Raw genomic sequence first — 13,350 nt, 5'->3', positions numbered from 1 at the left:
AAAATCAAGAAAGCCTGGACGGATACAATAGATAAGAGAATTTATCATACGAAAATGCAGTAGCACCAATAAACATTTGCTGTAATAAAAAAATAAGGGCTACGATCCGTGAATGGATCGGCAGTCCCTTGTATTATTTGTAGCCATTTTTTGCTCAGTTAAGAACTCGGCGAACAACACCGCTGAAGTGCGAACGCCAGTATGGATTACTCATGCTGACAACGGCAACCCCGGTACTGCTTTGTGAACCGATGAATCGACCGCCGCCAAGGTAAATCCCCACATGCCCGTTTGTCTTGTATGTATCAAAGAATACTAAATCACCAGGTTTTGCTTGATTGATGCTGACCGCCGAACCTTGGCTAACCAGAGCACCTGTGGTTCGTCCGACACCAATACCATTTGCAGCAAAAGCAGCATGAACAAATCCTGAGCAATCAAACTGATGGCCAGCTGGATTTGACGCACCAAAAACATAAGTGGAGTTCCCAATAAAACGATTGCCATAGTTTAAAATGCCAGAAATACCGCCACTCGCAACCGATGCAGATATTGCAGGGGATTGTGTCTGCGTGCTGCCGCTAGCTGCGCTACTATTATCACTCGCACTATTATCACTGCTGCTATTTCCGCTGTTATCAGCTGATGAGAAAGAAGTTGCCTTAATATTAGAGGAAACTTGGGAGAGACTCAAATTTGCTTCTGCATTGTTTAATGCCGTTAATCTCGCCGATACACTGGTTTGTTTCAAGGAGAGTGCCTTTGAAGCGATTTTTTTCTGTACTTGCAATGCTTCGACATCAGCTAGCGCTTTTTTCAATTTCTCTAGTCGAGCGACATTTGCTGCCTGCTTCGCTTCAACCGATTTTTGTTTGATTGCGACTGCTTCTTTATCATTTTTCTGATCAGTCAATATTTTGTGATCCTGAGAAGTTATCATATGCAGTGCTTTGAAACGAGTAACAAAATCATTAAAATCTTTTGCGCCGAACAATACATCCAGATAATCAGTTGTTCCATTTTTATAAATAGAAACAAGACGTTGATCAAGTACTTTCTTGCGTGCATCAACGCGCTTTTGAATCACACTGATTTCGCTCTTCAACGCTTCAATTTTGTCGTTTGTTTGATTGATTTCTGATTGTCCCGCACTGATCTCACTCGTCAGTGCCAGCTGTTTTTTGTTGAACGCTTTTAGATCATTCTGAATCTTTTTTTGCTGTGCACTCAGTTGCGCCTTTAGTGATTGCGCTGAGGCCTCTTGACTTTTAATTTTGTGTAATGAATTATGTGCATATGTAACCGAAGGTATTGCGGAAGTATATGTCAGTCCAACTGTCAAAGCGAGTGTCATTGTTACTTTCTTCTTATCCATGTTCATAATCAGCGATTATCCTCCCCAAAAAGATGACCGTTCATTCTATCTTAAATTTCTATTTAATTCGTGTCTGATCATTCTTTTCCGTCATTCATCGACTTTTTCATTATAGCACCCCAAATTTTCCACAGATATTAAGCTTATATTTCCTATTGAAACATAAATGTAACATTGGGTGATCATTACCGTTATTTAAAAATTCTCTCCTGTAATATTTTTGTAATCTTACGGATTTTTCACGAGATTTGTCGAGGGCTTGACGTTATTGGACAAATCAAGCAATTCATATGCTTCATTTAGATGGACTTTTAAGGGGGGATAATCCTTTGCTGCTTTTACTTAGTTCCCTTATAGCAATGATTGTGCTATTCAGTCAACTACGCGAAAAACCTCTAACAGGTAGACTTTATAGACAGCCGATTGCCTTATTTCTCTTTGTTTGCATCGCTCTCTCATTCAGGCCCCTTATAACAGCTGCCGATTGGTGCGTGCTCGGCGGCGCGCTGCTTACCTCCTTTGGTCTTGGCCTTCTACAGGGGCGATATACACCGCTCGTCCATCATGATGGTGCCTGGTATCTCTCCGGATCCATTTTAGCAGTACTCATCTGGCTAACATCGATTCCTGTTCGTTATGCCTTAAATGCAATTGCCAATCTATTCCTATCATTGAATCCGACCTTAACTGGTTCTTCAGCTTTTATCGTTTATTTTACTTTTATCGGCGGTTTATTGGCTGGACGCTATAGTATGCTTTTCTTCAGATATCCCTCATTGTTAAAAACAGTCGGCGGCAATGAAAGAAAACTTAAGCGTATGCAGACGCGTTAAGCCGAGCCTTATGTTTCATTTCTTTCTCGTGTCAAGCTAATCTACTCTTTTTATTAATTTTGGATAAGCTATTGAGAAAAACTTGGCGAGACCAGTTCCTTTTTCAACAATTACGCTTCGGTTACTCGCTTGCCGCGGGCTGGACGGGAGCCTCGTCGGACAGACAGTAATCTGCAGGGTCTCCTTTGTCATGCTCTTCCCGCAAGACGCCAGCGCGCCTGCGCTGCATTTTTGTGTAAAAAAGTGTAAATTCAAGCGCTTAAAAAAACTTATCTTTTTTTTTACAAATTTAATCAGTTTATCATCTTATTTTCATATGATATCATTTAGGTATTCTGCGCATAGACAGGCAGTTTTCTTTTTTTACTGATTTCTATACGTTTAGGAGGTTTTAAATTGAAGCCTTTCTTGAAAAATGTCCAATTTTTTCTCAATAGAAAATACACCTTGTTTTTTTTGACTATTTTTCTCTTCTGGATAAAAACTTATCTTGCTTATTTGACACAATTCAATTTAGGTATTCAAGACAATATGCAGCGCTTTCTCCTCTTTTTTAATCCATTGAGTTCAGCGCTGCTTTTCTTCGGTATTGCTGTTATTTTTAAAGGGCGCCTGCAGCATGTGCTTTTGATCGTTATTGATTTTGTACTCTCTTTCTGGCTTTACGCGAATATCGTTTATTACCGTTTTTTCAGCGATTTCATTACCTTCTCAACCATTTTGGGATCGGAGGGCAATGCTGGCGATCTCGGCGGCAGTATATTAGCACTGATGCACTTTTCTGATCTTCTTTTCTTTACTGATACGATCATTCTTCTGACGCTCGTGCTTTTCAAACAAATCAAACCCGTCCGTGAACGCTGGAACTCACGAACGATTTTGACTGTGTTTGTGTCCGCTATTATGATCTTCATTGTTAACCTAAGTCTTGCGGAGACTGACCGTCCAGAACTACTCAGTCGGATGTTTGACCGTACTTATATTGTTAAGTATCTTGGCGCATACAATTTTGCTATCTATGACACCATCCAAAATGCGCGTTCCAACGCGCAGCGTGCTATGGCAGACAGCAGCGATATCGATGATATTGTCAATTACACAAAATCAAACGATGCACCGGCAAATCCGAAATATGCCGGAATCGGTAAAGGCATGAATGTCATGTATGTGTCGCTTGAGTCTCTGCAGAACTTCATCATTAATTATAAGATGCCTGATGGAACAGTTGTCACACCTTTTCTGAACGCACTGGCCAAAGGCGATGACAATACCATTTATTTCAATAACTTTTTTCATCAAACAGGTTCTGGCAAAACATCGGATGCGGAATTCATGATGGAAAATTCCTTGTTTCCTCTATCGCAAGGTCCAGTTTTTCAGATGAAAGGGACAAACACCTATGAAGCCGCACCTGCCATTATGAATCATCTTGGCTATGAAACGGCAGCGTTTCACGGAAACGTAAAAACATTTTGGAATCGCGATCAGATGTATAAATCGCTAGGTTATGAGCGATTTTTTGATGCCAAATATTATGATATGAATGCGCAAAACACGAAAAATTATGGTATGAAGGACAAACCTTTTCTAAAAGAGTCGATCCCATATATTAAGGGATTAAAACAGCCTTTTTACAGCAAGTTCATCCTTCTCTCGAACCATTTTCCGTTTGGAATGGACCAAGAGGACACGACATTCAAGCCTGGCAATTTTGGCGATAGTGTCGTCAATAATTATTTTCAATCGGCTAACTATATGGATCAAGCGGTTGAGCAATTTTTTACCGATTTAAAAAAGGCAGGCCTATTTGATCACACGATTATCATCATGTATGGTGACCATTACGGTCTCTCAGAAAACCATGATGCAGCAATGGCCAAGGTCATTGGCAAAACAATCACGCCGTTTGAGAATGCACAGTTGCAACGTGTTCCGTTATTTATTCATATTCCAAAAGTTAAGGGTTATATGAATCAGACGTACGGCGGCGACGTCGATGTCCGACCAACATTGATGAACCTGCTTGGGATTAATACAAAAGATTATATTCAATTCGGTACGGACCTGCTTTCCAAACGTCATCAGCAAATCGTACCCTTCCGCGATGGAGATGTAATCACGAATAAATACACGATCCTCGGTGGCACGGTTTATTCAAATGTAACGGGAGCGAAGCTAGATGCTTCGCTTGGTAAACCCTATGAAACGATTGCTAAGAAAAAGCTGGCGTATTCAGATAAAATTATAGAAGGTGACCTACTACGCTTCTATAAGCCGAAAGGATTTGTACCACCAGCGATTGCAAAAATTAATTATAACAGCGATCAGAAAATCGTTCCGGATTGGAATTATGGCGTCGGTAATGTAAAACATATAAAGAACAGTAAGTGAACTACTCGGCACTTAAGTACTTTATAAAAATGGATCAAAAAAAGCGGTCTGCTCCCAAAGCGGACCGCTTTTTTTGATTTGAACACAGCTCTCCCTTATCCCATTCTATTTAATTTGTTTTAACGGCGCAGGACCCGTAAGAATTCAATCAAACACGCGCGTGCGTCATCTCCTCCGGTTTGACGTATGTGTCAAACTGTTCCGCTGTCAAAAGCTTTAGAGCAATTGCAGCTTCTTTAAGACTCAGACCCTCCTTATAAGCTTTCTTAGAAATTTTCGCCGCGTTCTCATAGCCGATATACGGATTCAGTGCAGTGACAAGCATTAATGACCGATGCAGATTCTCGTCGATTTTCTCTTTATTCGCCTCAAGACCTACTGCACAATTTTCATTAAAGGATTGGATCACATCCGTCAGCAGTTTCGTCGACTGAAGAAAATTATAGCCAATGACTGGTTTAAAAACATTGAGTTCAAAGTTTCCTTGGCTGGCGGCAATACCGATTGTTGTGTCGTTCCCCATCACTTGAACGGCTACCATTGTTACAGCCTCGGCTTGTGTCGGATTGACCTTGCCAGGCATAATCGAACTTCCAGGCTCGTTCTCTGGAATTTTTAATTCGCCGATGCCGCAGCGGGGTCCGCTTGCTAGCCAACGGACGTCATTGGCAATTTTCATCATATCAGCCGCTAAGGCTTTCAGAGCGCCGTGTACCGCGACAATTTGATCGTGACTCGTCAAAGCATGAAATTTATTTGCTGCCGAATTAAACTTTTTCCCAGTCAATTCACTGATTTTTTCTGCGGTCAGGGGACCAAATTGTGCTTGAGCGTTTAGACCTGTCCCGACAGCTGTTCCACCAATCGCCAAATCACTGAGATACTGACTAGAGGTAATAAGTAACTTTGCTGAGTGGTCAAGCATCGATGCCCATCCACTAATCTCCTGACCCAAAGTAAGCGGTGTGGCATCCTGCAAATGCGTACGGCCAATCTTAACAATCTCTTTATTCTCAGCTGCTTTCTTTTCCAAAACTGTCTGCAGATCGCGAACAGCTGGAAGTACTTGGTTCTCAATCGCAAGCAAAGCAGCGATGTGCAGTGCCGTCGGATAGGTATCATTCGAACTTTGCGACCGATTGACGTCATCATTCGGATGTACACGGGCCGCACACCCTTTTGCTTCTAGCAGCTGATTGGCACGATGAGCGATGACCTCGTTCACATTCATATTCGATTGTGTCCCACTCCCCGTCTGCCAAACCATCAGCGGAAATTCATCATCCCATTTTCCAGCTACTATTTCATCAGCCGCCTCTGCTATTGCTGCCGCTTTATCTTGCGCCAGATTTCCAAGCTCAAGATTCGCAAGTGCTGCGCTCTTTTTTAAAACCGCAAAAGCTTTGATAATTTCTTGAGGCATCCGTTCCCAGCCGATGTGAAAGTTATGCCGACTGCGCTCGGTTTGCGCTGCCCATAGATGTTCAGCAGGAACAAGCACCTCGCCCATCGTATCATGTTCTGTTCTGTATTCCATCATGTTCATCCCTTTCCAGTCTGCTCAATTGAGCATCAGCTCGACCAATGAATTCGTTTTCAAGTTCATTATAGCGTTTTTGATTCTATCAGTCATCGTTTCGCATCCGAAGGTTCATCAGGATTGCCCAAAGGCGACTCTCAAAGACTATTGCATAATCTATCCAAATTTGTCTATGATAGTAGCAGAAAGTGGGGGGGAAATGTGCAGCCAGTGAAGCGTTTGCTCGTAATTAGCGATGTGCATGGACAGATTGACTCATTTCACGCATTACTCGAAAAGATAGATTTTGAGCCTGATCAGGATCTGCTTTTTCTGCTCGGCGATTATGTCGACCGCGGTAGCGATCCGAAAGCCTGTGTGAAAGAAGTGCGTCTTTTAGAACGTCAGGGTGCCATCATTCTGAAAGGCAATCATGAAGAGATGATGGAGAAAGCGCTGACCGAGCAGACACCAGAAAGTATCGCACATTGGGCAGCCAATGGCGGCGACGAAACGTTACGCAGCTACGGCGTGGCTATCAAAGAACTTTACCGAAAAGCAGCAGCCGGTGAATCATTCACGATCTCTGAGGAACTAAAAAGCGATCTTGAGTGGATTAGCCAGCTGAATCTCTATGCGCAAACCGATCATTATCTATTTGTTCATGCGGGGATCAACCCAGAACGCAGCCTTGAAGAACAAGAGGAACAGGACCTGCTTTGGATTCGCGAACCGTTTTTTAGCGGCTATACAGGGGAGCGCACGGTTATTTTCGGCCATACGCCGACCTTGAATCTACACAAGACTTTCGATGTTTATTTCGGGTCGAATAATATCATCGGCATTGACGGCGGAGCAGTTTTTGGCGGTCAGCTCAATTGTCTTGAGTTACCATCTAAAGCCACTTGGTCCGTTCGCTGATCTTTGTCTGCAAAAATTAATGCATGATAAAAAAAGCTTGCGTAAGGAATAATCCTTAGATCGCAAGCTTTTTGCATTGGCAATTTTGTGCCACACAGTCATTAATTAAAAGGTTCTTCTTCTTCCTTATTCATCAAATTGATTGCTTTTTCTTTGGCGTCTCTAGCAGTGCTCTTGACTTTATCAACGCCTGTATTGAGCATCGATTTCACATCGAGATTTTGTCGCAGTTCCTCACCGCTTCTTGGCGCAAACATTAAAGCAGTCATGGCACCAACCATGCCGCCAAGAACCGCACCAATGAACAAATCCTTACCGCTCATCCCGCTGCAACACGAATGACATTGTTTATTCTGCATGCTTTGATCCTCCTAATTCTGATTGTCGTTTAAGGGTAAACTCAATTTTGGTTCTGCTGATACCGCATGTCCTTGCCGCTTAAGCAGAAAGAAATTCGTTTAATTTATCATCAAAACAAAAATAACTATCCTCAGTATAGCAACTTCGGTCGACTCGGTCTAATGATTATTGAGCAAGACTATTCTCATCACAAAAGACTACATTGACTCTTTTCAGCTTACCCATTATTTAAACTTAATTAACGTATACTTCTTTTTCCCACGGCGAATAATCGTGAACCGTCCGTCAATACGATCATTTGCAGTCAAAGCGTCATTCAAATCAGTTCGCCGGACGCCGTTGATATAAATTGCACCTTGCGAAATGTCTTCACGCGCTTGGCGGCGAGATGGAGCAATTGAAGCATTGACGAGTACATCGATCAGTTGGATACTTTCCTCCGCGGGACACGCATATTGTGGAAATGCTTTGAATCCCTGCTCAATTTCTTCCCCGGTCAATTTTGAAACATCGCCGCTAAACAAAGCAGATGTAATATCCTCCGCTTGTTCCAGCGCGCGCGCGCCATGCACAAGGCGTGTCATTTCACGAGCCAAAGTTTTCTGTGCCTGACGCGCCTCTGGATGTGTACGAACTTCTTCAGCCAGTGCTTCGATTGCATCTTTCGTAAGGAACGTAAACCACTTCAAATAATTGACCACATCATCGTCCGAAGCATTGATCCAGAACTGGTACCATTCATAAGGCGTTGTTTTCTTTGGATCAAGCCAAATCGCGCCGCCCATCGATTTACCGAACTTTGTCCCGTCACTTTTTGTAATCAACGGGAAGGTCATGCCGAAAGCAGGATCATCGTGACCCTTGCGACGAATGAGTTCCAGGCCAGCGGTAATATTGCCCCATTGGTCACTGCCGCCGACTTCCAAGCGACAGTTTTCCCGTTCATAGAGATTCAAATAATCGAATGACTGCAGCAGCATATAGGAGAACTCCGTGAACGAGATGCCGGCTTCCATTCGCTTCTGCACCGACTCTTTTGACAGCATATAGTTTAAAGGAAAATGTTTGCCAACGTCCCGCAAAAATTCAATTGCCGACAAACTGCCGAGCCAATCATTATTATTGACATAGGTTGCCTCCCCGTCACTAAAGTGAAGAAACCGGTCCAATTGTTCTTTCAGGCGTTCAGAAAAACGCGCCACCGTCTCGCGTGTATTCAGCTGCCTTTCGGAAGAACGACCACTTGGATCACCAATCATACCTGTTCCGCCACCGACAACGGCGATCGGGTGGTGGCCCGCCTTTTGCAAACGCATCATGATCACAATGACGAGCAGATTCCCCGCATGCAGACTATCTGCTGTCGGATCAAACCCGCAATAAAATGCCATTGGCTTCTTCATTGCTTCGCGCAAGCCTTCCTCATCTGTAACCTGATTAAAAAGGCCTCGATATTTCAAGTCATCAATAATATCTGCCATTTCTTTACATCCCCTCTTCTTTGTTCAATGCATTGGATAGAACAGTCCGGTCAAGTAGAACGAACAGCTAATATTCGGTCACCCCTGCACCGTTCACCGCAGCTATTCATCGTCATTAAACGTGAAAAAAATAAAAAAGCGCTCCAAAAAAAGGAGCGCTTCTCGCACGGTACCATCCTAATGGCCTTTTTTCAAAATGAGGCCGCTTAATTGGGATAACGGCTATGGGCCGTCCCGCCCTACTTGTAATTGTTCAGGGGGAAGCTGATAGGGGGTAATTCACTTACCGGTTCGTTCCTGCTCGCACCTACCGCAGGCTCTCTGAAATCGAAAATCACGGTCCGCTACTTCATCCTGTCATCGCTGATGTTTCTTATTTTTTTAAAGTACTGTTATTCTGCCATTAATCGTTAGCTTTGTCAATTGGTTCAGAAAAACCCCATCTTCAACATTTGAAAATAACAAAAAAAACGCTTCAGTAAACACACTGCTGATTTAATGATACACTAAGGGTAGATAAGAAGTCAGATTTCAGATTTAAGGAGTGTCACGAATGATTACGATGGATGATATTATTCGCGAAGGCAATCCAATCCTACGGCAGATTGCCAAGGATGTTGTCCTTCCTGCAAGTGATGAAGAAAAAGAACAATTAAAAGCGATGCTGGAATTTCTTAAAAATAGCCAGGATGAGGAAATAGCAAAAAAGTATCATTTACGGGCTGGCATCGGATTGGCTGCACCTCAAATCGCTATCAGTAAACGAATGATTGCGTTGTTTCTTGATGACGACAATGGCAAACATTTTGAATACATGCTCTTTAATCCGAAAATTGTCAGTCACTCCATTGAAAATACTTATCTTGAAGGCGGAGAAGGCTGTCTGTCCGTGGATCGCGAAGTACCAGGCTTTGTGCCGCGGCATGCTCGTGTCAAGGTCAAAGCTTTTGATATTGATGGAAAACCCGTGACCTTGCGTCTTAAAGGATACCCGGCAATTGCGATTCAGCATGAAATCGATCATTTAAATGGTATCCTGTTCTATGACCATATCAATAAAGACGATCCATTCAAGATTCCAGATCATGTTGTGCAAGAAGAAGAATTATAAGACAAACTTTTTCTCGTAAAAAAACAAACAGGCTTATCTCAAATGAGCCTGTTTGTTTTTTTTAATTCGCTATTCCTAACAGATTATTCGCCCGCTGTTACGCTGATCTCACCATCTGCCATGTCCACGTGGACAGTGTGCAAATGCTCCTGTTCAAGCAGCAAATCCGAAATCTTATCTTCCACTTTTTCTTCAAGCACCCGGCGTAAAGGTCGCGCACCGAATTCCGGATTAAACCCGAGCTCCGCGAGTTTCCGCTTGGCTGCATCGCTAACCGTCAATTCAATGCCTTTTTCACTAGCGATTTTTTGTATGTCTCCGAGCATCAGGTCAACAATCGCAACCAGATTTTCTTTCGTCAATGAATTGAATTTAACAATAGCGTCGAATCGGTTCAGAAATTCAGGTTGGAAGTAGTTTTCCAATTGTTTGATCATATCATCCTGACTGCTGCGATTGCCAAATCCGACTGCTGCTGCTTTCGTGCTGACACCTGCGTTGCTCGTCATGATAATCACCGTATCCTTGAAACTGACTGTGCGGCCCTGACTGTCGGTTAGCCGACCGTCATCCAGAATCTGTAGGAACAAATGCATCACATCCGGATGTGCCTTCTCCACTTCATCCATCAAAATGATACTATACGGTTTGCGGCGAACTTTTTCTGTCAACTGTCCGGCTTCATCATGACCCACATAACCCGGAGGTGCACCAATTAATTTGGAAACCGAATGCTTTTCCATAAATTCGCTCATGTCCAGTCGAATCATCGACTCGCGATCACCAAACATCTCATAAGCCAACGTTTTGGCCAACTCAGTTTTACCAACACCAGTCGGCCCAACAAACAGGAATGAACCAATCGGCCGTGTGCTCTTGCGGAAACCGGTGCGGTTGCGACGAATAGCCCGGGCAACCTTTTCCACTGCCTCTTCCTGGCCAATCACTCGTTCGTTCAGGTTGCCGGCTAGATTGCGCATCTTATTCTGTTCATCATTTTGTAATTTGCGCACTGGAATACCTGTTCGTGTCTCGACAATTTGCTGAATCAGTTCCGGTGTGACTACGGCTTCTTTATCGCCACTGACTGGTGGTTCGGCACCATTTGCTTTAATTTTCTCCAATTGTTCCAACTGTTTCTGATACGCATGTTCCTGATCACGAAGCCGGGCCGCCTGTTCGAATTGTTCATTCTTCGTTGCTTCTCCCTTGGCCGCTGAAATCTCTTCGATCTTACGCTTTACACTATCCGTATCAACCGGTGTAAGATTGAGGTTCATTTTCGAACCCGCTTCATCCATCAAATCAATGGCTTTGTCCGGTAGAAAACGATCCTGGATATAGCGTGATGAAAGCGCAACGCAAGCTTTGATTGCCTCATCCGTATAGCGGATGTGATGATATTTTTCGTATTTTGACTGAATGCCTTGCAGGATTTTAACAGCTTGTTCCTGCGTCGGTTCATTGACAATAATCGGTTGGAACCGGCGTTCAAGCGCCGCATCCTTCTCGATTTTACGATATTCTTTTAGCGTTGTCGCGCCCATAATCTGCAATTCACCGCGGGCCAAAGCCGGTTTAAGAATATTGCCGGCATCCATTGAACCGCCTTCCGCTGATCCGGCTCCGACGAGCAAATGTACTTCATCAATAAAGACAATTACATTTTTGCGTTTTTCAAGTTCCGCCATCATCTGTTTCATTCTTTGTTCGAACTGTCCACGAATTCCTGTGCCGGCAACGAGCGCGGAAACGTCAATAAGAAAGATCTCTTTGTTCGCCAGTTTCGCTGGAACTTTCCCCTCGACGATTTTCAAAGCGAGTCCTTCAGCAATTGCCGTTTTACCGACACCTGGTTCACCGATTAAAACTGGATTATTCTTATTGCGACGGTTCAACGTCTCAATCACAAGCTGAACCTCGCGTTCACGGCCGATGACCGGATCGATTTTTCCGTGGCGTGCGTCATCTGTCAAATTCCGGCCTAATTTCTCAAGAAAGCCATTGCCTCTTCTGCCTCCGCCGCTTGTCTGTGTCCGTCCAGAAAAGTCCATGCCATTTTCCTGAGCCTTGTTTTCTTGAGCAGCAAATGACGGTTGAATGAAGCTACGGAATAATTCCTCAAAAGGAGACGAGCCGCTATCTTGGAAAAACGGCGAGCTATTTATGTTATTTTTCATACGCGCATAGCAGTCTTCACATAAATGCATATGTTTCTGTTTACCGTTGACAAGTACATTCATTTCTATTACAGCAGGATTAACCTTGCATTCGTCACAAAGTACCATTGGAAATCCTCCTTTTTTCCACCATTACTTATTTGACCTTTATTGACCTTACATTGATTATTATAGTCTGACCTTCTTTGACTTTCAAGCTTTTTGATCAAATTTTTCTAATTACGTTTGACGATTCACGTATCCTCTTATAACGCTTATTAAAACTTAGCTTAGCCAAGTTCTTATTTGCAAAAATTACGTTGCGGCTGCTCGCTTGCCGCGGGCGATCCGTGAGCCTCCTCGAACAAGCTAATATCTTCGGGGGCTCACTTGGCTCACATTATGCAGGCGTCTCGCGCCTTCGCTCCATTTTTTTGCGCAAAGTCTTATTTATTATTCACTTATTAGAAAAAATTTTCTTAGGCAAGTCCTTAGTTACAAAAATTACGTTGCGGCTGCTCGATGGCACGCGGTTCCCGCAAAGAGCTAAAGCGCCCTTGCTTCATATTCTAAACAAAATCCTGTGTTTTTTAACTACAAAAAGCAAAAAGCGCACCCTCTGTTATCCAGAGCGTGCGCTTCAAAATTATTCTGATTTTTTTATTTTACAATCAATACCGGGCAATTCGCTAAATGAAGCACTTTATTGCTGACACTGCCAAGCATCATCTGACCAAAAGCACCCATGCCGCGATTACCCATAACAATCAAGTCTGTTTTAGTGTCATTTGCATAATCACAAATTTGTTGGGCAACGATACCATATAAATGCCGTTTAACAAATTTCACATTCGTTTTTGCAGACCTCTTTGCGACAAGATCATCGAGCATCTGATTGCCTTCCCGCTCTTCAACTTCTTTGGCATCCTCATTAAGCGAAGGACCGACCATTGAATAATAAGGGAAATAAACAGGTGACGGACTTACATAAAGCAAAGTGACTTCGGCGTCCTTTTTTCCTTCAGCAACATTTAGTGCTTGATCCAACGCGCGGTTCGCCGGTTCCGATCCGTCAACAGGTACGACTATTTTCAACATGCTCACCACCAGTCCTCTCGAAAATGAAGCATTTTCTTCCTTACACTTATTATAATACCACTTTTCGAGTAATTGTAAGCACTTTATTTTCCTAAAAAAAGG

General features: G+C 43.2%; 10 protein-coding genes. 4 read left to right on the top strand and 6 right to left on the bottom strand.

What is annotated here, in order from left to right:
- Positions 1-154: 154 nt before the first annotated feature.
- Entirely contained in the window at positions 155-1,381 is a 1,227-nt protein-coding gene (locus tag JOC27_RS00870) for a C40 family peptidase (protein ID WP_205005091.1), read from the bottom strand.
- 323 nt (positions 1,382-1,704) lie between these two features.
- On the opposite strand from JOC27_RS00870, the gene JOC27_RS00865 reads away from it, so the two are divergent.
- Positions 1,705-2,208 carry a hypothetical protein gene (locus JOC27_RS00865; protein ID WP_205005090.1) on the top strand — a complete coding sequence of 168 codons (504 nt, stop codon included), beginning with the start codon at positions 1,705-1,707 and terminating at the stop codon, positions 2,206-2,208.
- Between the two features lie 396 nt (positions 2,209-2,604).
- Positions 2,605-4,599, top strand: a complete 1,995-nt coding sequence (locus JOC27_RS00860; RefSeq protein ID WP_205005089.1) for an LTA synthase family protein — start codon at positions 2,605-2,607, stop codon at positions 4,597-4,599.
- Between the two features lie 148 nt (positions 4,600-4,747).
- Here the strand turns inward: JOC27_RS00860 and fumC are convergent, their stop codons facing one another.
- On the bottom strand, positions 4,748-6,136 hold the full coding sequence (fumC, locus tag JOC27_RS00855; RefSeq protein WP_205005138.1) for a class II fumarate hydratase: 1,389 nt from the start codon (positions 6,134-6,136) through the stop codon (positions 4,748-4,750).
- Positions 6,137-6,349: 213 nt separating this feature from the next.
- Here fumC and JOC27_RS00850 point away from each other — a divergent pair, with 213 nt between their 5' ends.
- Positions 6,350-7,039, top strand: a complete 690-nt coding sequence (locus JOC27_RS00850; RefSeq protein ID WP_205005088.1) for a metallophosphoesterase — start codon at positions 6,350-6,352, stop codon at positions 7,037-7,039.
- Positions 7,040-7,140: 101 nt separating this feature from the next.
- On the opposite strand, the gene JOC27_RS00845 is transcribed toward JOC27_RS00850, so the two are convergent.
- Together JOC27_RS00845 and tyrS are read right to left on the bottom strand one after the other, a co-directional pair.
- Complete coding sequence (locus JOC27_RS00845; RefSeq protein ID WP_205005087.1) at positions 7,141-7,398, bottom strand: YtxH domain-containing protein; 258 nt, start codon at positions 7,396-7,398, stop codon at positions 7,141-7,143.
- A 225-nt stretch (positions 7,399-7,623) separates the two neighbouring features.
- Positions 7,624-8,880, bottom strand: coding sequence for a tyrosine--tRNA ligase (gene tyrS / locus JOC27_RS00840; RefSeq protein ID WP_205005086.1), 1,257 nt, complete (start codon positions 8,878-8,880; stop codon positions 7,624-7,626).
- Between the two features lie 553 nt (positions 8,881-9,433).
- Here tyrS and def point away from each other — a divergent pair.
- Complete coding sequence (gene def, locus JOC27_RS00835; protein ID WP_205005085.1) at positions 9,434-9,991, top strand: peptide deformylase; 558 nt, start codon at positions 9,434-9,436, stop codon at positions 9,989-9,991.
- A gap of 83 nt (positions 9,992-10,074) precedes the next feature.
- On the opposite strand, the gene JOC27_RS00830 is transcribed toward def, so the two are convergent.
- Both JOC27_RS00830 and JOC27_RS00825 read right to left on the bottom strand, forming a co-directional pair.
- Positions 10,075-12,279 (bottom strand): ATP-dependent Clp protease ATP-binding subunit, encoded by a 2,205-nt coding sequence (locus JOC27_RS00830; RefSeq protein WP_205005084.1) that lies wholly within the window; start codon positions 12,277-12,279, stop codon positions 10,075-10,077.
- Between the two features lie 531 nt (positions 12,280-12,810).
- Entirely contained in the window at positions 12,811-13,248 is a 438-nt protein-coding gene (locus tag JOC27_RS00825) for a universal stress protein (RefSeq protein ID WP_205005137.1), read from the bottom strand.
- Between the last annotated feature and the right edge of the window lie 102 nt (positions 13,249-13,350).

It is taken from the genome of Sporolactobacillus spathodeae, from assembly GCF_016908935.1.
In the GTDB taxonomy this organism is placed as follows: Bacteria; Bacillota; Bacilli; order Bacillales; family Sporolactobacillaceae; genus Sporolactobacillus; species Sporolactobacillus spathodeae.
The sequence above is the reverse complement of the archived record's forward strand: the minus strand, read 5'-3'. Positions and strand labels throughout refer to the sequence as shown.

Bases quoted from the DNA above. Each gene is read 5' to 3' on its own strand.
- fumC (WP_205005138.1), bottom strand. From the start codon at position 6,136: ATGGAATACAGAACAGAACATGATACGATGGGCGAGGTGCTTGTTCCT.
- def (WP_205005085.1), top strand. From the start codon at position 9,434: ATGATTACGATGGATGATATTATTCGCGAAGGCAATCCAATCCTACGG.
- JOC27_RS00830 (WP_205005084.1), bottom strand. From the start codon at position 12,279: ATGGTACTTTGTGACGAATGCAAGGTTAATCCTGCTGTAATAGAAATG.
- JOC27_RS00870 (WP_205005091.1), bottom strand. From the start codon at position 1,381: ATGAACATGGATAAGAAGAAAGTAACAATGACACTCGCTTTGACAGTT.
- tyrS (WP_205005086.1), bottom strand. From the start codon at position 8,880: ATGGCAGATATTATTGATGACTTGAAATATCGAGGCCTTTTTAATCAG.
- JOC27_RS00825 (WP_205005137.1), bottom strand. From the start codon at position 13,248: ATGTTGAAAATAGTCGTACCTGTTGACGGATCGGAACCGGCGAACCGC.
- JOC27_RS00845 (WP_205005087.1), bottom strand. From the start codon at position 7,398: ATGCAGAATAAACAATGTCATTCGTGTTGCAGCGGGATGAGCGGTAAG.